Below are 18355 nucleotides of genomic sequence, written 5' to 3' on the forward strand. Positions count from 1 at the left end.
TTGTACTGAAAGTCGCGTGATGGACTCTCGTCGAAACGGTCCGCGGACTCCCGGTCGTACGGCCCCGGCGTCTTGCAGCGCGTCGGCCATCCCGCTATGCGTTCGCGGCGGCCATCGCCGCCGATCGACCGACAGCACCGCCGTCGGCCGCGAACGCACTTGCCCGCGGGTTTCGCTACTGGCTCATACACGCCGGGGTGTTAAAAACACAGTGGGTTAGTCGCCTCCGGTTGCGACGGCCAAACGAGCGGGAGACCGGCCAACACTCCAGCTACCGGTAATTCGCCGACGGAGTCCCTCAGGCATCCCGACTGTGAGGACGGGCGAACGTGTCGGGAGAACCCGTCTCTCCGCGAGTATTTTTGACCATAATAATTGATCAAATGATTTTCTTTCGGCCGTATCTTCTTCCGGATTCTCATTCGGCATGTGTTGCAAACACATACGATGCCTCAATGGGAAGCTTTTGTAACTTCCGTCCGAAAGCCCCACCCGATGACGAAGGATCTCGAGCGAGACCTGGGGTTGTTCGCCGTAATCGCGATCAGCATGGGGGCGATGATTGGGAGCGGGATCTTCATCCTCCCCGGCGTCGCGATGGCCGAAGCGGGACCGGCCGTGATCCTCGCATTCGTGATCGCCGCAATTTTGGTCGTGCCGGCGGCACTGAGTATCGCCGAACTCGGCACGGCGATGCCCGAAGCGGGCGGTGACTACGTCTTCATCGAGCGCGGGCTTGGACCGACGTTCGGGACCATTGCGGGCCTCGGGACGTGGCTCATGCTGATGCTCAAAGGATCGCTCGCGCTCTACGGCGGTATGTTCTACATCAACTTCGTCTACGAACTTCCGACGTGGGATCTCGCCGTTCCCGCGGTCGAATCGACGCTCACGATACCCGGTGTCCGTGCGCTCGGAATTACGTTCGCGATCGTGCTCATCGCGGTCAACCTCTTCGGGGTCAAACAGACCGGTGGGCTCCAGCTAATCATGGTCATCGTCATGCTCGCGATCCTCTCGGCGTTCGTCGCCGGCTCGATAATCCAGGTCGAAGGCGCGAACTTCGACGGCTTCTTCGACGAAGGAATCGACGGGATCCTCAGCGCGACGGCGCTCGTGCTGGTCTCCTACGCCGGCGTGACGAAAGTCGCCGCCGTCGCCGAAGAGATCGAGAACCCCGGCCGGAACCTCCCGCTCGGCCTGCTCGTCTCGCTGATCGCCACGGCCTTTCTCTACGCTCTACTCGTGTTCGTCCTCGTCGGCGTCGTCGAAGGGGAGGCGCTGACCGGCACGGAGGAGCCGATGGCCGAGGCCACGGAGCTCCTCTTCGGTGAGGTGACGATCTGGGGCGGCCTCCCACTCGGGACGCTCGCCGTCGGTGCGATCGTCCTCGCTGCCCTGCTCGCCCTCATCAGCACCGCCAACGCGGGGATCTTGACCGCCTCTCGCTACCCGCTCGCGCTCAGCCGCGACAACCTCTTCCTCGACAAGTTCGAGTACATCCACCCCCGGTTCTCGACGCCGTTCGTCGCCATCCTCACCACCGGTGCGATCATCATCTTCATCGTCGCCACCCAGGAGGTCGACGAGATCGCCAAGATGGCCGGCGCGTTCCAAATTCTCGTCTATATCCTCGTCTGCGGAGCGCTGATCGCCTTCCGCGAACGCGATCTCGAGTGGTACAACCCCGACTTCCACACGCCGGGCTACCCCTGGGTCCAGCTGTTCGGGATCTTCTCGGGAATTTTCATTATCTCTCAGATGGACGTTCAGGAGATCGTCGGCTCGATCGTGATCGTGATCTTCGGCTTCGTCTGGTTTCGCTGGTACGCCAAGGACAAGGTCGAACGCGAAGGCGTTGCCAAGGGACTCGCCCGTCGCGAAGCCAGCAAGCAGTTCGTTCGCGACACCGAAGCACAGCTCGAGGAAGGAGCGGACTCCCCACAACCTGCCCGCGCTACCGACCAGTACGAACTGCTGATTCCGATCCGGCAAGACGTCTCTCGCGAACAGGAGGACGCCCTGATCCAGATGGCCGCCCCGATCGTCAGCCGGCGCAATGGACGGATTCGCGTGGTCCGTTTCGATGAGGTCCCCGATCAGGTGCCCCTCGATACGGCCGCCGAGGAGGTTTCAGAGGCCGACATCGAGTTCGAAGAGCGAACCGACGAACTCGTCCGCTACCTCGAGGTGCCCGTCGAGGTCGGCGAGATCGTCAGTCACGACACGCGACACGCGGTCGTCAACTTCGCCGACCGAACTGGCGCGGACCTCATCCTCGCCCGTCAGGAGGCGACCAGCCGCCTCGGGACCCTCTTCGGTCGGGACACCGACTGGATCATGGACCACGCGCCCTGCGACGTCGTCTTCGTCCAGCACGAACAGCGGGTGCAGGTCGACGAGATCGCCATCGTCACGGATCGGAGCCCGTTTAACGATCCGCTCAAGGTCGAACTCGCGGACGCGATGGCGGATGTCCTCGGCGCACGCATCCGGTTTTGCTACGCTGTTTCCGAGAACGCTCCCGAGGAGCTCACCGAGACGATCGAGGAGTACCACGACGAACTCGACGACCTCTGTACGGTCCCCGTCGAGTCGACCATCGTTCGAGCGAATGACTCTGTCGAGGGGCTCTCGCGGGCGCTCGAGTCTTCCGACATCGTCATCCTGAGTACGGTGACTCACCGTCGCTTGCCCGATCTGGTCATCGAACAGCGATCCGATCGCCTCGCCGCGGCAATCGACCAGCCGGTGTTGCTCGTCCACTCCAAGCAAACGCGTCGGGGCTCGTTCCTGCGACCGATCCTCGACCGGGTGCTGTTCGACTGATCAGAGCGACACTCGGCTCTCGCTCTCACCGCTCTTCCTGTTCGATCGATTTGGCTGTCGGATCGTTTCCGTCCTGAAAACCCTCAAAATATTTACTTCTGTACTGGGTTGGTGCTACCATGCCCTCCAGACGAACGGTCGTCGTCGGGTGCTGTGCCGTCGCATTCGCCGGCTGTCTGGGCGACGGCGGAACGGAGCCGGAGTCGGAGTCAACAAACGTCGAAGACGCCGACGACCCACCGGACGATGTCTCGGAACCCGCCTACCGAACTCTCGAGAACGCGCAGAAAGGCGGGCAAGCTGAGCCGATCAGGGCGACGAAAGCGGAGTGGGACAGGTGGGTCGAGTACCTGCCGGACGAAGACGCGGTTCGATATGTCGCCTCGAAGGGGCCCTCGAGCGACGTTGATCCCGACGATTACGAACAGAAGCCGCCCGATCGAGACCTGGAGTTTACGACGACGCCCTGGGACCGCTGGAAGCATATCCGAGCCAACGACATCGCGGGCGAAGCCGCAGTCGAAGCCGTGACTGACGAATTGGGGATCGAAAACGTCGGTCGACCAATATCCGTCGGCAGAGAGCCCGCCGATCGACCGACAGTCGTTCGCGTCGAGATAGTTGTCGATGCCGAGGGAGAGACCGTTCACGGCGAAGCGATCGATATCGACGACCTCGCGGCGGCGACACCGGAATCCGTCGACGTCACCTACGAACTAGACGGGAAAACCGTTGAGACCACGCGAACGGTTACCGCGGAGTACCGGAAACAGAGACTCGAGTAATCGGCTAGTCGATCGTCGTCCCCGGTTCGTCGCTTCCGAGGAAGGCATCCAACTCTTCGAGGCCGAAAATAGACGCTTCAGCCTCGAGTGCGAGCAACGCCTGCACCTTCGCGGCCATCCCGCCGGTTACGTCGGTCGAATCGCTGGCACCCAGAACGCTCTCGACGTCCTCGTAGGCCGAAATTCGCTCGATGACCGCCTCGTCGTCGTTCAAGACGCCCGGAACCGTCGAACAGAGGCCGATCCGGTCGGCCTCGAGGTCGCGGGCCAGCTCGGCCACCAGTTCGTCGCCGCTAACCACGGTCGCGCCCGACCCCGCGTGGGCGATCATATCGCCGTGAAGGACGGGGACGAACCCCTCCGCGAGCAGCGTCTCGACCTGCCCGGTCGGGAGTTCGAGACGCCCCTCCTCGTCGCGGTAGCCTGCCGAGAACGGGTGGACCGGAATCGCTTGCACGTCGCGCTCGAGCAGCCGCGTCAGTACGAACTGGTTCAGCGTCTTCATCGCGCCGTGGATCTCGAGCGCCGCAGTCGCGTCGTGCGTGCCCGCGGTCGTGGAGACACCGTGCTCGCTGGCGTTGTGGTGGCCGAAACTGCCGCCGCCGTGGACGATTACGAGGTCCGTCGCGTCGGTTTCGACCGTACTCGCCACGGCGGCGGCGGCCCGCTCGAGCGCCTCGCCGTCGAGCGTTTCGGGTCGATCCTTGTCCGTGATGACGCTCCCACCGAGTTTCAGGACGATCATTCGAGGCGCTCCACCCCGGTTTCAGCGAGTTCGGCGCGGAAAGAGTCCTCACAGCCCGGCGTGTACGACAGCGCCGTCTCGGTCTCGTCGGTCGGATCGAGCGCGACGATACAGCCGCCGCCACCCGCGCCCGTCAGCTTCGCGCCGTGGGCACCGGCGTTGCGAGCCGCCCAGACCATCGAATCGAGCGAACGCGAGGAGACGCCCAGCGCGGACAGCAGCCCGTGGTTGAAGTTCATCAATCGGCCGAGTTCCTCGATGTCGTCCGCGGCGAGCGCTTCCTCGCCGTTTCGAACGATTTCGCCGATAGATTCGACCGTATCCGCCGCGAACTCGTACTCCTCGCGGAGGCCGCGAACGCCAGCGACGAGTTTTCCGGTGTCGCCGGCCCCGCCGTCGAAGCCGACCACGATCGGGAGGTCGGGCGCTTCGAGCGAGCGACAGTCGTCGCCCTCGACCCGGACGGCCCCGCCCGTGGCCGAACAGAACGTATCGGCTCTGGAGGCTTGCCCGCCCTGCACCTCGTACTCCGTCTGGTAGGCCCGCTCGGCGAGTTCATCGGTCTCGAGCGTCGTCCCCAGTTCGCGGGTGCCGGCGTCGATCGCGGCGACCGCGACGGCCGCCGACGATCCCAGCCCCGCACCGAGCGGGATGTCGCTCTCGATCGTCACGTCAAAGCCGACCTCGTCCTCGCCGGTGACGTCCCGGACCTGCTTGATCGCGCCGTCGACGTACCCCATCGCCGCGGTGAGCAGCGACTCCTGGACATCGACATCGGGCGGCCCGTCGGCCGTTCCGCCGTACTCGACGGTGAAACCATCCAGACTGAGATCCTCGGCGTGAATGCGCAGTTTGCTGTCCGCCCGTTGCTCGACACCGACCCGCGCCCGTACCTCGATGGCACACGGAACCGCGGGCTCGCCGTAGACCACCGCATGCTCCCCGAACAAGTACACCTTCCCGGGAGCGCTCGAGACTGCCATGGCCGGCCGTTCGCACGACGACGGTTAATAGCTATCTTCTCGGACCGGACTCCTCACCGATCGTGATAGTTTGCTAACTCTCCCGGCAAATATTCGTGGGTGTTAACCTGCAGTGGTACCCAGTCCGTCTATGAACCGGAGAACGTACCTCGGTGCAGTAGTAGGCAGTCTCACAGCAGGTGTAGCGGGCTGTCTCGACGGCTTCGCCGGCTCGGATATCGACGAAGACGAACACCCCGTCGGCGCGTGGGCTGACGGCAGTATCGAATTCGGCCTACCGCCGTTTCAGAGCCAGGAGGAACTCGAGGAACAGTACGCGGGAACGTTCGAGTGGCTCGCGGACGGCTTTGACGAGGTCGACAGCGTCGACGGCGTGCCAACGACGAACTACAGCGGCGTCGTCGAGAGCGTCGTCAACGGCCATACCGAACTGGCGAATCTCTCGCCGTTCATCTTCGTCCTCGCCCAAGAGGACGACGTCCACCCGCTGGCGATCAACTGGTCGCACGGCTCGGATTCCTATCACACGTACATCGCAACCAGAACCGACACCGACGTAGAGGAGATCGCGGATCTCGAGGGGAAAACCATCGCGATGGTCGACCCAATGTCGGCCAGCGGGGGGATGTTCCCCCGCTACCGGCTCTCCCAGGAGGGACTGCACGCGGGCGACCTCGAGACCGACCCCGAGGACTTCGACATCCAGTGGGCCGGGAGCCACGACGCTGCACTCCGCGTCCTCGAGGAAGGCCACGTCGATGCCGCGGCCTACGGCGACTTTCAACACCCCGACGACGACGAGATCGTCAAAATCGCCGAGAGCGATCCGATCCCCTTCGACGTGATCGTTGCCAAACCGGACACCCCCGAGGAGGTCCGCGAAGAACTCGCCGACCGGCTGGTCGAAACGCCGGAGGAAGCCCTCGAGGACCACCGCGTCGACGAGTACGGCGAGTTCGATCCGGACCTCTACGACCACGTTCGCGACATCGCCGAGGAGATGGGCGTCGATATCGAGACGCTCGACGATGCCGAGGACGAGGATAGCGATGACGACGAAGACAACGGAACTGACGACGATGGAGCCGAAACCGACGACGGCGATGATGGAGCCGAAACCGACGACGGTGACGACGGGAACGAGAGCGACGAGTAACCACCCATGCTCAGCGTCACCGGTCTCGAGAAACGCTACGACGATGTCGCGGCGGTAGCCGACGTCTCGTTCGACCTCGAGCCCGGGTCGCTCGCGGTGCTGGTCGGCCGGTCGGGTGCGGGAAAGACGACACTCCTGCGGTGTATCGATGGACTGGAGCGGCCGGATTCGGGTTCGATTCGACTCGCGGGTGAACCCCTCGAGTCGACCGACGCGGCGCTGGTCTTTCAGTCGGGCGCACTACTGGACAACAAATCGACCCTCGAGAACGTTCTCGACGGCGGGCTCGCGCGCGAGCCAGTTTGGCGCGAACTACTCGGATGGCACACGCCCGCGGCGAAGCGAGCCGGGATCGAACGGCTTCACGCGGTCGATCTGGCCGGCTACGCCGACCGCCGTGTCGGCGACCTCTCGGGCGGCGAGCGCCAGCGCGTCGGCATTGCCCGGGCACTCCAGCAGGAGCCGCGAGTACTGCTGGCCGACGAACCGGTCGCCTCGCTCGACCCGGCGACCGCCCGCGCCGTCCTCGAGCGACTCGCCGCGGTCGTTCGCCGCGAGAATCTGGTCGGTCTCGTCAGTCTCCACCAGCCGCGGCTGGCCGGAGAGGTCGCGGATCGATATCTCGGTCTCGCCGATGGACGGCTCACGGTCGACGAGTCGGCGACCGAGATGGAGCCGGACCGAATCGCGGAGGTGTACCGTGGCTGACCCCGACTCCGGAGTGGACGACCGCTCCGCTCACGCGGATCCCTCCGTCGACGAGGAGTTCGATCGGATTCAGGCCCGCTGGCGGCGCCGCTTCGCGGTCAGAATCGGCGCCGTCGTCGGGCTGCTCGCCCTCGTGATCGCGACCGCACGGTGGCTCGGCTTCGATCTGGCGTACCTCTACGCACACCGCCGGAACCTGCGGGACGTCTTGCTCGAGGAGATGCTCGCGCCCGCACAGCTCTGGGCACAGTTGCAGGCGGACAGCTCAACGCTGGCGTCGGCGACCCTCGAGACCCTGGCCATCGCGGGCGTCGGCACGGCTATCGGCCTTCCGCTCGCGTTCTGTCTCGGGATCCTCGCTGCGGGCAACGTGACACCGAGAATCGTCCACGCCCCGCTACGGCTGTTCCTGGGCGGCGTCCGCGCCGTGCCGAGCATGGTCTATGCGCTCCTGTTCGTGATCCTCGCCGGACTCGGGCCGGTCGCCGGCGCGCTCGCCATCGCGATGGGAACGGTCGGCGACCTCGGCCGACTCTTCGCCGACGAGATGGAGGAGATCGACCGTGCGCCGGTCGAAGCCGTCGCCTCGAGCGGGGCCGGACTGCTGGCGACGACCGCGGCCGCTCGACTCCCGCAGGTGACGACGGCCTACGTCGCGTGGACGCTGTTCTACCTCGAGATCAACGCCCGCAAGAGTTCGGTGCTCGGCATCGTCGGCGCCGGCGGGATCGGCTACCCGCTGTTCATGGCGTTCAATGCCAGAAACTACACGCGCGTGATGGCGGCGATCGTGGCGATCCTCGTCCTCGTCGTGAGCGTCGAACTCGTCGCGAATCGGCTCCGGAGTTTGCTCGACGCCGACCGGCGGGCCGCACGGAACTAACCCGGACCGCAGGGCCACTCGAGCGCGCTCGTTCGGCCGCAGTAGCCGGATTTAAGCCGGTGTCCGCGCTACGCGGTCGTATGTCTCTCGTCCTGCCGAGCGAACTCGTCGTCGACCGATTTCTCCCGACGGTCCGGGCCATGCTCGCGACTCGTCTCGCCGACCGCGACATGACTCAACAGGAGATCGCGGCCAACCTCGGCGTTACCCAGGCCGCCGTCAGCAAGTACGTCGGCGGCGAGAGCGGCGGCGACGATCGGTTTCGCGAGCATCCCGAAACCGTTGCCACGGTCAACCGAATCGCCGACGGGCTTTCGAGCGGCGAGATGGACGGCTACGACGCGCTGGCCGAACTCCTCGCGCTCGTCCGCAGTCTCGAGGACCGCGGGCCGATCTGCGAACTCCACGAGGAGGAGATGCCCGCCCTTCGCGGTCTCGGCTGTGACCTCTGCGTTCGCGGACTCGATGCCGACGTGCGGGCCGAACGCGACGTGCTCGCCGACGTCCGAACGGCCGCACGAACGCTCGCGGCGATTCCCGAAATGGCCGACTACGTTCCGAACGTCGGCACCAACGTCGGGATGTGTCTCCCCGATCCGCGGGACGAGACCGACGTCGCCGCGATTCCGGGTCGAATCTACTCGATGGGGCGCCGTATCGAAATTCCCGCGAATCCCGAGTTCGGTGCGTCGAAACACGTCGCCACGGCACTCCTCGCGGCCAACGTGATCGATCCCGACGTTCGGGGTGCGACCAACGTCGCGACCGACGAGAGACTCCTCGAGGCCGCCCGAGAACGAGGACTGGAACCCCTCGAATTCGACGCCGACTACGAAGATCGTGGGGCCCACCTCCGTTCGCGCTTCGAGGAGCGGGGTGGGGTTCCGCTCGTGGCCTATCACGAGGGGGCGTTCGGCATCGAGCCGACGACGTTCGTGTTCGGGTCGACGGCCGGTGACGCAGTCCAACTCGTGGACGAACTGATCGCGATTTCCTCGTAACGTTTCGTGTCGGCCTGAGCTATCGGAACCGAATCGGCGCGTTCTCGAATCGGACTCGAGTTCGATGGCGAGTACACAACTGCGGCGAACGTCTCTCGAACCAGTTCGACGAACGGGACCCACGAGTCGCCTTCCATCGGGCGCGTTCGGAATCGAATCCACGACTGACGCGTTCGACACGGCGGCCGAACCAGTTGCTGAACTGCTCGAAGCAGTTTCGCCATCGCGACAAACCACCTGCAGGCCGACGTTGCCCGACAGTTTCGACGCCTCTCGAGGCGACGAACACCGACGCACTTCCCGTACTATCAGCACGATTGAAACTGTTCTATACAGCAGTTAGACAATACTCGTCGCGGTTTCGATCGAGTGTACGGTTCTATGACGACGATAGTAATGCGTGTCAGCTGAGTGGAGTTATCCGTCTTAGCACGAATGGACATCATCATCACGATCCAGCACGCGGCGAACGTCCACTTCTTCAAGCACGTTGTCCGCGAACTCGAGGCTGCGGGACACGACGTGTCCGTGTTCGCCCGCGAAAAGGGAGTCGCTGGACGCCTTCTCGACGCCTACGATATCGATCACGAACTGCTCTGTGGGGAACCCGACGGCTGGCTCGGATTGGGACTGACGCAACTATTTTATGAGGTGCGACTGCTCCGACGGGCGCGCGCTATCGACCCGGCGTATATCCTCAGCAGTCACGGTATCGCCGCGACGCACGTCGCCACGCTGGTCGGCGCGGAGAGCCACGTCTACATCGATACCGAGACGGCGATCAACACCGGGAACCGACTGACACTCCCGTTCGCGGACGCACTCTACACGCCCGAGAGCTTCCGCGAGGAGTACGGCGACAATCACGCTACGTACTCCGGTTACCACGAACTCGCGTACCTCCACCCGGATCGATTCGAACCCGACCCGTCGGTCCTCCGACGAAACGGCGTCGATCCCGACGAACGGTACGCAGTCCTCCGCTTCGGCGCGTGGAACGGCAACCACGACGTCGGCAAAGCGGGCATCTCTCCCGAAGGCCGTCGCGAAATCGTCGACCTGCTCGGGGCCGACGGACGGGTGTACGTCTCCGCGGAGGGCGACGGATCGATCCCCAGCGGCGGCGAGTCGCTCCCCGTCCCGCCCGAGGCGTTCCACCACCTGCTCGCGTTCGCCGACATCGTCGTCGGCGAGGTCGCGACGACCACCCTCGAGGCCGGCGTTCTCGGGACGCCGACCGTTCGAATCAGCCCGTTCGCCGGGACGAACGAGATGGGAAAGTTTCGTGAACTCGAAGAGTACGGCCTCGTCCAGTCGTTTCACACGAGTCACGAAGCGGAGGGTATCGAGGCTATCGAGCGGCTCTCTCGCGATCCGAACGCCGCCGAGACGTGGGCGAGCCGACGCGAGACGCTCCTCGAGGAGACGATCGACGTCAGCGGCTACGTGCTCAGTCAGCTTCTCGAGGACGTCGACGAACCGTCTCCGGAAGCGGGAGCGCGGAGCGAGCCTGAACCAGCAACGGAAGCGCGGATCGGGACCGACCCAGCAACGACCGAACGCAACGAGCCGATTTCGAACCGATGAGGACGACTATCCGCGTCCTGAGTCTCACCACGACCGACTGGCGCAGTTTCTATCAGAGCCAGCTTGCCGCACTCGACTCCGTCGATGTCGAGGTGACGACGCTGCCCGTTCCGGGCGAACATCGCGCGCGCGAGGACGATGTCGAGCAGCGGACGCCGGTCGATTACGCCCGATACCTGCCCCAGGTACTCCGAGCGGCGGGCGACGACTACGACCTCGTCCACGCCAATTACGGGCTGACCCTTCCGTTCGCCGTCGCAGCGTCCTCGCTCCCGCGGACCGAATTACCTGTCGTCTGTACGCTCTGGGGCGGCGAGTATCGCGACAACTCCTACGCGTCGCTCATCGAACGATTCGTCGCTCGAGCCGACGAGGTCGTCGTTCCCTCGAACGCGATGGCTGACCGCGTCGACCGGTCTTGCCACGTCGTCCCGTTCCCCGTCGACACGAAGCAGTTTCGCCCGATTCCACGGGCCGAGGCCCGCGAACGCGTCGGCTGGACGAGCGACGAGCGGATCGTCCTCTTCCCCTACGCGCCGTCGCGCGAGGAGAAGGACTACCCGCTGGCGAAACGCGTCGTCGACGGACTCGAGGAAGAGATCACCCTCCGGACCGTCGCCAACGAGCCATACGAGGACGTGCCGTACTACCTGAACGCGGCCGACGCCGTCCTGCTCACGTCGCGATTCGAGAGCGGCCCGATGACGGTCAAGGAGGCCGCCGCCTGTAACACTCCGGTCGTCTCGCGCGACGTCGGCTTCGCTCGGGAGGTGCTCGCCGACGTCTCGAACTCCGCCATCGCAGACGACGAGGAGGCGCTCCGTGATCGGTTGGCGACCGTCCTCGAGACCGCCGAACCCTCGGATGGGAGGGCACAAATTACCGGGTACGGCACCGAGGAGATGGGGGCGCGGCTCCGAGCTATCTACGAGCGCTGTCTCGAACAGACGATGCGAGTGTAACGTGCGGTATCCGCCCGTCCGATCCGAACCCCTGTAACAGCGTGGACGAACGATCGTCGATCAGGCGACGACCTCCAACTCAGAATCCGACAATAAGGCGGAACGGAATCCCGATCGCGAAAATCGCGATCAGCGCCGCCGTCGCGACCACAACCGGGACCGGGATCGCCTCCTCTTCGAAATTGAACAGTGAATCGAACATACCTCCCGTTGGCATGGTTCCTACGTAACTCTGTTGTTCGTCTACCAACTTGACCGCGCTCGAGCGGGCCTCAAAGCGGTTCTCGGCATTTACACTAGGCAGTCGCTGGCCGATTCGTCGTCCACTCGAAAAACGAACAGTATCCGAATTCGAACGCGTTAGACCATACTCTCGAAGTCCTCGAGCGAGTAGGACGGCTCTGCGCCGCGCTTGTCGAGGACTTCGTTCGCGAGGAGCCAGTAGACGACCGAGAGGGCCTTGCGACCCTTGTTGTTCGTCGGGACGACGAGGTCGACGTTACTGACCTGGTTGTTCGAGTCACACATCGCGATGACCGGGATGCCGACCGTGATGGCCTCCTTGACGGCCTGGGCGTCGCCGATCGGGTCCGTGACGACGACGACATCGGGTTCGATGTAGCCGTCGTACTTGGGGTTGGTCAGCGTGCCGGGGATGAAGCGGCCGGTGCGGGCTCGAGCGCCCACGGCTTCGGCGAACTTCTCCGCCGGGAAGCGACCGTACTGGCGCGAGGACGTGACCAGGATCTGTTCCGGGTCGTAGTTCGCGAGGAAGTCCGCGGCCGTGCGGATCCGGCCGTCGGTCTTCGAGACGTCCAGTACGTAGAGACCGTCGGTCCGGACGCGGTGGATGAACCGCTCCATGTCCTTGGTCTTCTGCTGGGTACCGATGTGGACACCGGCGCCGAGGTAGTCCTCGACGGGGATGAGGAGGTCGGCCTCCTCGTCGCTCATGACGTCGTCGTCGAGCGTCGGCCCCTCGTCTTCGGGCTCCTCGTCGGTCACTGGTTCTGCGTCGGCGTCGGCCTCCTCGGCCTCGGCGTCGGCGGGCTGTTCCTCGGCTGGCTCGACGTCTTCTTCGGGATCGGCGGCGGGGCCAGGCCCTTCGGCTGGCTCCTCGTCGATCTCGTCTTCGGCGGCGTCGAGCCCTTCCTGGGTTGCGTCGTTATCTGTCATGTCGCGTCGTCTGCGATTCTGATGAGCTCGTTGAGCTTGGCGGTTCGCTCGCCGCCGACGGCACCCGTTTTGATGTAGGGTGCGTCGGTCGCGACGGCGAGGTGTGCGATCGTCGTGTCCTCGGTTTCGCCCGAGCGGTGGGAGATGACCGAGTCGTAGCCGTTCTGGGTCGCGAGTTCGATCGCGTCGAAGGCGTCAGTGAGCGTCCCGATCTGGTTCGGCTTGATCAGGATGCTGTTGGCCGCGCCGCGGTCGATACCCTCGACGAGCCGATCGGTGTTCGTGACGAACAGATCGTCACCACAGATCAGCGTTTGGTCGCCGACCTCGTCGGTGAGTTCGGCGAAGGCGTCGTAGTCGTTCTCGTCGAGGGGATCCTCGACGTAGACCAGATCGTACTCACGGACCAGATCAGCGATGTACGCGATCTGCTCGTCCGTGTCGCGGCTGACGCCTTCGGACTCGTACTCGTAGGTTTCCGAATCGTCGTCGTACATCTCGGCGGCCGCAACGTCGAGTCCAAAGCCGATACCGAAACCGACCTCGTCTTCGACCTGCGAGACCGCCTCGTCGACGATCTCGAACGCCTCCTCGTCGTCGATCGACGGCGCCCACGCGCCCTCGTCGCCCTTGCCCGACGGAACGCCTCGTTCCTCGAGCAGGTCGGCGACGGCATCGTGGACGGCGGCATTGGCGAAGACGGCGTCTTCGACGTTCGGCGCCCCGACGGGGGCGACGAGGAACTCCTGAATGTCGGTCGCGTCGGCGGCGTGTTCGCCACCGCCGACGACGTTGCCGAGCGGGATCGGGAAGTTCTCGCCGCGGAACGCACCGCCAAGATGCTGGAACAGCGGCGCGCCGAGGACGTCGGCACCGGCTTTCGCGGCGGCCATCGAGATGGCGACCGCGCTGTTAGCGCCGATTTCCGAGAAGTCGTCCGTGCCGTCCGCGGCACGGAGGATCGAATCGACTTCTCGCTGGTTGCCCGCGTAGGCCTCACCGACGAGACGGGGGACGGCGCGTTCGCGGGCCGCGGCGATCGCCTCGTTGGCGGGTCGCTCGACGGCCTCGTACTCGCCCGTGCTGGCACCGCTGGGTGCCGCAGCGCGACCGAATCCGCCGCTTTCGGTGATGACGTCGGCCTCGACCGTCGGGTTGCCCCGGGAGTCGAGGATTCGACGCAGCCGAACGTCCGTGATGCGCGTCATTTCCGGTCGTACCCCCGCTTGACGGTAAACGGCAGGACGCCGGCATCGTACTCTTCGGCGGCGATGAGGATCGGTTCGGTCTGCTTCGTCTCGATCAACACCGGCGCGCCGTAGGACACCTGCAGCGCTCGCGCGCCGAGGATGCGTGCTTTCTCGTAGCGATTGTGACGTTCCTGTTGCATGTTACTGGTATGGAGAGACGACGTCAACGAGGTCGGTGTGACTGACGAGCATGCGCCGACAACAGTAGCGGTCGACGCCGAGTTCGTCGAGAACCTTCTCGGGGTCCTCGTCGCCCTCGTTCGCTCGCTCGTCGAACTCCTCCCAGTGTTCGCCGACGACAGTGCCACAGGTGAAACACCGGACCGGTACCATCATGTTTGAATCACCTTAGCGGTAGGACTTCTGGTAGCGAGCCCGAGCGCCCGGGCCGCCCCACTTCTTCGGTTCGGACTGGCGAACGTCGTTGACCAGCAGCGACCGGTCGAACTCCATGTAGGCGTCGCGGAGTTCTGCGTCGTTGCTGTGCTGGACGATGCCGCGTGCGATGGCGGTGCGGACGGCGTCGGCCTGTCCGCTGATCCCGCCACCCTCGACGCGAACGTCGATGTCCATCTCGCTCCGGAGGTCCTCACCGGCGATGCGGAACGGCTCGAGCATCTTGAGTCGGGACATCTCCGGTTCGACCAGTTCGACCGGCTTGGAGTTGATTCGGACGCGACCCTCGCCCTCGCTAACGGTTGCGCGAGCGACGGCGGTCTTCTTCTTTCCACTCGTGTTCGTTACCATGTGACGTTAGCACCGAGTTGATCGGAGACTTCGCCCAGGTGGACGAAGCGGATGTTCGACAGGCGATCCAGCGACGTGTCCTCGAGAATCTCGGCCTCGCGGTCGTCGTCGTCCTCGTACGGGTTGCCGACGTAGACGCGAACGTTCTCGAGTGCCTCGCGACCGCGCGTCTTCTTGTACGGCAACATCCCGCGAACGGAGCGCTTGAAGATCGTGTCCGGTCGCTTCGGGTAGTAGGGTCCGCGGTCGGAGCCCAGCTGGATGCGCGTGCGGTAGTTCTCGAAGATATCCTCCTTGTCGCCGGTGATGACGGCGTCTTCGGCGTTGACGATCGCGACGCGTTCGCCGTCGAGTGCGCGCTGTGCGACCTCGCTGGCGACGCGACCGAGAATGCAGTCCCCGGCGTCGACGACGACGTCCGCGTCGAACTCTGCGATACTCATCGAATCACCCGGACGTTGGATCCTTCGGGGTTCTCTTCGAGCAGTTGCTCGAGCGGTACTGGCTCGCCGACCTGATCGATCTTCGTCTCTGCGGACGAAGAGAAGTTGACGGCGGCCACGGTGACGTTCTTCTGTAGTGCGCCGGAGCCCAGCACTTTGCCGGGAACGACGACAGTCTCTTCTTCGCGTGCGTATCGTTCGATGCGGCCCAGATTCACCTCTGCGTGGGTGCGTCGGGGCTTCTCGAGTCGATCCGCAACGTCTCGCCAGACGTCGGCGTCCGCTTTGCGGGACGTCGACTTCAGCTCGGCGATGAGATCGTTGAGCCTCGGATTAGTTTTGCTACTCATTGGTTTCCTCCAAATACTGCGGGCTCGAGAGCGAGCACGTGCTCGCGTCCTCGAGCGATCGTGGAATCGATATCGGTTCGATCGAACCGATCGAGACGTCGACCGCGTCTGGTCGTGTCTCTTCGGATCGATCGACTGCTGAGAAGTGGATGCAGGGAGCAGGATTTGAACCGCCGGGAGACGGTCGGTTTTGCAACCGCTCGACTCCCGTGGCTCAAATCTGCCGTTCCATTTTCACAGCTCTTCCGTTTGGTCGAGCTGGAAAAATGCAGGGAGCAGGATTTGAACCTGCGGACTCCTACGAGACAGCGCCCTGAACGCTGCGCCGTTGACCTGACTTGGCTATCCCTGCTCGCACTTCTGTCTATCCGTCGCCCCTTCAAACCCCTTTCGATTCCAGTGGACGACGCCGCACCAGTCTCGTCGCTCGCGGCGCTGGCGAACGGGCGTGCGTCCGTGTGGGTGTGGGGGCGATGAATCATCGTTACAGCTGTACTGCGTCTTCGAGTTCGGTCGCACGCGCCTCGATCGAGTCGACGGCTCGCGTGACCAGTTCCTCGACGGTAAAGGAGCCGTCCGTCTCCACGCGGAAGACGAAGGCGTTCGGGACGTCCTCGACTTCGACCTGCTTGCCGGGGTATCGGTTCGAGAGATCGTGGTCGAACTCGCTGGTCGGCACGAGTTCGCCGTCGTCCTCGATGACACCGCGGACGATCTGTGACTCCTGCTCTTCGAACTCCGGCAGGTCGTCGACGACCGACACGCGCTGGAGGTGTCGGTACCCGACGGCGACACCGCCCTGATGTTTCGCGTGGTTCTTTCCGCGTTCGAGCACGGCGTCGGCCTCGGCCTCGAGGCGCTGGCCGTCTTTGAGCTCGATGATCGGCACGTTGTCGTCCGCGGGCTGGACGAGGTCGTCGCTCGAGACGAGATCGCCCGAGTAGGCGGTGGCCGGCCCTTCGACGTCGATCGAGAGCGTGACGGTGTCGTCCTCGACGAACTCGCCTTCCGGCGGGGTCGTCAGCGGGACGAGTCCGAGTCGGAGCGCGAGTTGCTCGTCGAACATGACCGACGAGTTCTCGACGAACCGGACGGTATCGATCGCCATCGTGGGGACGTCGGCGACCATCGCGCGACGAATACCGTTGGCGAACGCGGGTGTCACGTCGCGGACGAGGAAGCGTGCGTCACGATCCTCGCGTTCGACGAACTCGACGTCGTACTCTGCTGTCATGGGTTAGTAGCCGCCCTTGCCTTTCGGTGCGCGCGATCCGTCGTGTGGGATCGGCGTGACGTCTTCGATGCGGCCGATCTCGATGCCGGCACGGGCGAGCGCGCGGATCGTCGCCTGTGCACCTGGACCGGGAGATTTCTGTAAGTTGCCGCCGGGGCCGCGGACCCGAACGTGCAGGCCCGTGATGCCGGCCGCCTTGACCTCTTCGGCGATGGACTCGGCCATCTGCATGGCCGCGTACGGCGACGCCTCGTCGCGGTTCTGTTTGACCGCCGTCCCACCGGAGGACTTGGCGATCGTTTCCGCGCCAGTGAGGTCGGTCACGGTCATGACGGTGTTGTTGAACGATGCGTGTACGTGGGCAACGCCCCACTTGTCGTCGTCCTGGCTCATGTTATTGTCCCTCCGCTCGTTCCGGGTGGAGATCGTCCGCGAGTGGGCTGTTCTCGTCGAACGCGACGAGGTCTTGCTCGTCGACGTCGACGACGTACGACGGGATGCAGTGACGCTGCTCCCCGATCACGATGTGGCCGTGGATGATGAACTGACGCGCCTGCTGTGGCGTGTTCGCCAGTCCCTTGCGGTAGGCGACCGTCTGGAGTCGTCGCTCGAGGACATCTTCGATCTCGAGCGACAGGATGTCGCCGAGTTCGTCGCCCTCGTCGAGGATGCCAACGCGTTTGAGCCGACCGAGGAACTCCTCGGAGCGGCGGATGACGACCTCGTCGTCCTGGGCCTGGCCGAGCAGCTCTCGAGCCTCGCGCCGGTAGGAGCGAAGCTCGGACTGTGCTCGCCAGAGCTCTTCTTTGTTTGAGAGTCCGTAGCGGTCGAGCAGGGAGTGCTCGGAGGCGATCCGTTCACCCTGATACGGGTGGTTCGGCGTCTCGTACTGTTTAGTGTCGGTTCCGAGCGGCATTATTCGTCATCCTCCTCTTCGGCGGCAGCTTCCTCCGCCTGCTCTTCGCGGATCTCTTCGACGTTGACTCCGATGGTGCCCTCCGTACGACCGGTGGACTTGGTTCGCTGACCGCGAACCTTCTGGCCGCGCTTGTGGCGCGAGCCCTTGTAGGAGTCGATCATCTTCATCCGGTTGATGTCGTGCTGACGGGTCAACTGGAGATCGTTGCCGATCTCGTGGGTCGTCTCCCCGGTGTAGAAGTCCGACTGGCGGTTAGCGAGCCACTCGGGTACTTCGTCAGCGTAGTTCTCTACCTGTTCGACGACGGTCTCGATGACGTCGTCGTCGAGTCGACCGAACGTCGCTGTTCGGTCGACACCCGCTTCGTCGGCGATGAGACGGGCGGTCCGGCGACCGATACCGTTCATCTCCGAGAGCGAGCGCTCGACGGACTTCGTCCCATCGAGGTCGGTCTGACCGATGCGGACGAAGTACCGAAGATCTTCGTCGTCCTGTTGTTCTTGAGGTTCTTCCTCGCTCATGTGTCGTGTATGGTTGTCTGGTCTGCGCGCGTTGCAAACGCAACTGGCGAAAGCACGCCAGCGTGTGTTGAATACT

Annotated in this window: 22 protein-coding genes and 1 tRNA gene; 8 read left to right on the forward strand and 15 right to left on the reverse strand. The window is 64.3% G+C overall.

Going from position 1 to position 18355, the window contains the following annotated elements; genetic code table 11:
• Window positions 1-495: 495 nt before the first annotated feature.
• Window positions 496-2829 (forward strand): amino acid permease, encoded by a 2334-nt coding sequence (locus NATTI_RS0117520; protein WP_006088605.1) that lies wholly within the window; start codon window positions 496-498, stop codon window positions 2827-2829.
• A gap of 119 nt (window positions 2830-2948) precedes the next feature.
• Window positions 2949-3614 (forward strand): hypothetical protein, encoded by a 666-nt coding sequence (locus NATTI_RS0117525; RefSeq protein ID WP_006088604.1) that lies wholly within the window; start codon window positions 2949-2951, stop codon window positions 3612-3614.
• A 4-nt stretch (window positions 3615-3618) separates the two neighbouring features.
• Here NATTI_RS0117525 and NATTI_RS0117530 read toward each other — a convergent pair whose 3' ends face one another.
• A complete protein-coding gene (locus NATTI_RS0117530; RefSeq protein ID WP_006088603.1) occupies window positions 3619-4359 on the reverse strand; it encodes an isopentenyl phosphate kinase in 741 nt (246 codons plus the stop codon).
• Entirely contained in the window at window positions 4356-5342 is a 987-nt protein-coding gene (mvk, locus tag NATTI_RS0117535) for a mevalonate kinase (protein WP_006088602.1), read from the reverse strand. The genes NATTI_RS0117530 and mvk overlap by 4 nt, the downstream gene beginning before the upstream one ends.
• 130 nt (window positions 5343-5472) lie before the next feature.
• On the opposite strand from mvk, the gene NATTI_RS0117540 reads away from it, so the two are divergent.
• From NATTI_RS0117540 to NATTI_RS0117565, 6 genes are all read left to right on the forward strand, one after another.
• Window positions 5473-6498: a phosphate/phosphite/phosphonate ABC transporter substrate-binding protein gene (locus NATTI_RS0117540; RefSeq protein ID WP_006088601.1), complete on the forward strand. Its 1026-nt coding sequence runs from the start codon at window positions 5473-5475 to the stop codon at window positions 6496-6498.
• Between the two features lie 6 nt (window positions 6499-6504).
• Complete coding sequence (locus NATTI_RS0117545) at window positions 6505-7206, forward strand: phosphonate ABC transporter ATP-binding protein (RefSeq protein ID WP_006088600.1); 702 nt, start codon at window positions 6505-6507, stop codon at window positions 7204-7206.
• Complete coding sequence (gene phnE, locus NATTI_RS0117550; protein WP_006088599.1) at window positions 7199-8089, forward strand: phosphonate ABC transporter, permease protein PhnE; 891 nt, start codon at window positions 7199-7201, stop codon at window positions 8087-8089. Before NATTI_RS0117545 ends, phnE begins: the two co-directional genes overlap by 8 nt.
• Before the next feature lie 80 nt (window positions 8090-8169).
• On the forward strand, window positions 8170-9090 hold the full coding sequence (locus tag NATTI_RS0117555) for a thiamine-phosphate synthase family protein (RefSeq protein WP_006088598.1): 921 nt from the start codon (window positions 8170-8172) through the stop codon (window positions 9088-9090).
• Between the two features lie 435 nt (window positions 9091-9525).
• Window positions 9526-10677 carry a DUF354 domain-containing protein gene (locus NATTI_RS0117560; protein ID WP_006088597.1) on the forward strand — a complete coding sequence of 384 codons (1152 nt, stop codon included), beginning with the start codon at window positions 9526-9528 and terminating at the stop codon, window positions 10675-10677.
• The gene (locus NATTI_RS0117565) at window positions 10674-11639 is read left to right on the forward strand and encodes a glycosyltransferase family 4 protein (RefSeq protein ID WP_006088596.1); all 966 of its coding nucleotides are present in this window, start codon (window positions 10674-10676) and stop codon (window positions 11637-11639) included. The genes NATTI_RS0117560 and NATTI_RS0117565 overlap by 4 nt, the downstream gene beginning before the upstream one ends.
• Window positions 11640-11718: 79 nt before the next feature.
• On the opposite strand, the gene NATTI_RS27350 is transcribed toward NATTI_RS0117565, so the two are convergent.
• From NATTI_RS27350 to NATTI_RS0117635, 13 genes are all read right to left on the reverse strand, one after another.
• Entirely contained in the window at window positions 11719-11841 is a 123-nt protein-coding gene (locus tag NATTI_RS27350) for a hypothetical protein (protein ID WP_006088595.1), read from the reverse strand.
• A gap of 158 nt (window positions 11842-11999) precedes the next feature.
• Window positions 12000-12815, reverse strand: a complete 816-nt coding sequence (gene rpsB, locus NATTI_RS0117575) for a 30S ribosomal protein S2 (protein WP_006088594.1) — start codon at window positions 12813-12815, stop codon at window positions 12000-12002.
• Window positions 12812-14023 (reverse strand): phosphopyruvate hydratase, encoded by a 1212-nt coding sequence (gene eno, locus NATTI_RS0117580; RefSeq protein WP_019992002.1) that lies wholly within the window; start codon window positions 14021-14023, stop codon window positions 12812-12814. Before eno ends, rpsB begins: the two co-directional genes overlap by 4 nt.
• Entirely contained in the window at window positions 14020-14205 is a 186-nt protein-coding gene (locus NATTI_RS0117585; protein WP_006088592.1) for a DNA-directed RNA polymerase subunit K, read from the reverse strand. The genes eno and NATTI_RS0117585 overlap by 4 nt, the downstream gene beginning before the upstream one ends.
• Before the next feature lies 1 nt (window position 14206).
• Window positions 14207-14401, reverse strand: a complete 195-nt coding sequence (locus NATTI_RS0117590) for a DNA-directed RNA polymerase subunit N (RefSeq protein ID WP_004213962.1) — start codon at window positions 14399-14401, stop codon at window positions 14207-14209.
• 12 nt (window positions 14402-14413) lie between these two features.
• Window positions 14414-14812 (reverse strand): 30S ribosomal protein S9, encoded by a 399-nt coding sequence (locus NATTI_RS0117595; protein WP_006088591.1) that lies wholly within the window; start codon window positions 14810-14812, stop codon window positions 14414-14416.
• On the reverse strand, window positions 14806-15255 hold the full coding sequence (locus NATTI_RS0117600; RefSeq protein WP_006088590.1) for a 50S ribosomal protein L13: 450 nt from the start codon (window positions 15253-15255) through the stop codon (window positions 14806-14808). Before NATTI_RS0117600 ends, NATTI_RS0117595 begins: the two co-directional genes overlap by 7 nt.
• A complete protein-coding gene (locus NATTI_RS0117605) occupies window positions 15252-15605 on the reverse strand; it encodes a 50S ribosomal protein L18e (RefSeq protein WP_006088589.1) in 354 nt (117 codons plus the stop codon). The genes NATTI_RS0117600 and NATTI_RS0117605 overlap by 4 nt, the downstream gene beginning before the upstream one ends.
• A 267-nt stretch (window positions 15606-15872) precedes the next feature.
• A tRNA-Leu gene (locus tag NATTI_RS0117615) sits at window positions 15873-15957 on the reverse strand.
• 132 nt (window positions 15958-16089) lie between these two features.
• Window positions 16090-16839 carry a DNA-directed RNA polymerase subunit D gene (locus tag NATTI_RS0117620; RefSeq protein WP_006088587.1) on the reverse strand — a complete coding sequence of 250 codons (750 nt, stop codon included), beginning with the start codon at window positions 16837-16839 and terminating at the stop codon, window positions 16090-16092.
• Window positions 16840-16842: 3 nt separating this feature from the next.
• Window positions 16843-17232 (reverse strand): 30S ribosomal protein S11, encoded by a 390-nt coding sequence (locus NATTI_RS0117625; RefSeq protein ID WP_006088586.1) that lies wholly within the window; start codon window positions 17230-17232, stop codon window positions 16843-16845.
• Between the two features lies 1 nt (window position 17233).
• Entirely contained in the window at window positions 17234-17755 is a 522-nt protein-coding gene (locus NATTI_RS0117630; RefSeq protein ID WP_006088585.1) for a 30S ribosomal protein S4, read from the reverse strand.
• Window positions 17755-18279: a 30S ribosomal protein S13 gene (locus tag NATTI_RS0117635; protein WP_006088584.1), complete on the reverse strand. Its 525-nt coding sequence runs from the start codon at window positions 18277-18279 to the stop codon at window positions 17755-17757. The genes NATTI_RS0117630 and NATTI_RS0117635 overlap by 1 nt, the downstream gene beginning before the upstream one ends.
• Window positions 18280-18355: the final 76 nt, after the last annotated feature.

The organism is Natronorubrum tibetense GA33, assembly GCF_000383975.1.
Classification (GTDB): Archaea; Halobacteriota; Halobacteria; order Halobacteriales; family Natrialbaceae; genus Natronorubrum; species Natronorubrum tibetense.

Bases quoted from the DNA above. Each gene is read 5' to 3' on its own strand.
- NATTI_RS0117520 (WP_006088605.1), top strand. From the start codon at position 496: ATGACGAAGGATCTCGAGCGAGACCTGGGGTTGTTCGCCGTAATCGCG.
- NATTI_RS0117525 (WP_006088604.1), top strand. From the start codon at position 2,949: ATGCCCTCCAGACGAACGGTCGTCGTCGGGTGCTGTGCCGTCGCATTC.
- NATTI_RS0117530 (WP_006088603.1), bottom strand. From the start codon at position 4,359: ATGATCGTCCTGAAACTCGGTGGGAGCGTCATCACGGACAAGGATCGA.
- mvk (WP_006088602.1), bottom strand. From the start codon at position 5,342: ATGGCAGTCTCGAGCGCTCCCGGGAAGGTGTACTTGTTCGGGGAGCAT.
- NATTI_RS0117540 (WP_006088601.1), top strand. From the start codon at position 5,473: ATGAACCGGAGAACGTACCTCGGTGCAGTAGTAGGCAGTCTCACAGCA.
- NATTI_RS0117545 (WP_006088600.1), top strand. From the start codon at position 6,505: ATGCTCAGCGTCACCGGTCTCGAGAAACGCTACGACGATGTCGCGGCG.
- NATTI_RS0117555 (WP_006088598.1), top strand. From the start codon at position 8,170: ATGTCTCTCGTCCTGCCGAGCGAACTCGTCGTCGACCGATTTCTCCCG.
- NATTI_RS0117560 (WP_006088597.1), top strand. From the start codon at position 9,526: ATGGACATCATCATCACGATCCAGCACGCGGCGAACGTCCACTTCTTC.
- NATTI_RS0117565 (WP_006088596.1), top strand. From the start codon at position 10,674: ATGAGGACGACTATCCGCGTCCTGAGTCTCACCACGACCGACTGGCGC.
- NATTI_RS27350 (WP_006088595.1), bottom strand. From the start codon at position 11,841: ATGTTCGATTCACTGTTCAATTTCGAAGAGGAGGCGATCCCGGTCCCG.
- rpsB (WP_006088594.1), bottom strand. From the start codon at position 12,815: ATGACAGATAACGACGCAACCCAGGAAGGGCTCGACGCCGCCGAAGAC.
- eno (WP_019992002.1), bottom strand. From the start codon at position 14,023: ATGACGCGCATCACGGACGTTCGGCTGCGTCGAATCCTCGACTCCCGG.
- NATTI_RS0117585 (WP_006088592.1), bottom strand. From the start codon at position 14,205: ATGCAACAGGAACGTCACAATCGCTACGAGAAAGCACGCATCCTCGGC.
- NATTI_RS0117590 (WP_004213962.1), bottom strand. From the start codon at position 14,401: ATGATGGTACCGGTCCGGTGTTTCACCTGTGGCACTGTCGTCGGCGAA.
- NATTI_RS0117595 (WP_006088591.1), bottom strand. From the start codon at position 14,812: ATGGTAACGAACACGAGTGGAAAGAAGAAGACCGCCGTCGCTCGCGCA.
- NATTI_RS0117600 (WP_006088590.1), bottom strand. From the start codon at position 15,255: ATGAGTATCGCAGAGTTCGACGCGGACGTCGTCGTCGACGCCGGGGAC.
- NATTI_RS0117605 (WP_006088589.1), bottom strand. From the start codon at position 15,605: ATGAGTAGCAAAACTAATCCGAGGCTCAACGATCTCATCGCCGAGCTG.
- NATTI_RS0117620 (WP_006088587.1), bottom strand. From the start codon at position 16,839: ATGACAGCAGAGTACGACGTCGAGTTCGTCGAACGCGAGGATCGTGAC.
- NATTI_RS0117625 (WP_006088586.1), bottom strand. From the start codon at position 17,232: ATGAGCCAGGACGACGACAAGTGGGGCGTTGCCCACGTACACGCATCG.
- NATTI_RS0117630 (WP_006088585.1), bottom strand. From the start codon at position 17,755: ATGCCGCTCGGAACCGACACTAAACAGTACGAGACGCCGAACCACCCG.
- NATTI_RS0117635 (WP_006088584.1), bottom strand. From the start codon at position 18,279: ATGAGCGAGGAAGAACCTCAAGAACAACAGGACGACGAAGATCTTCGG.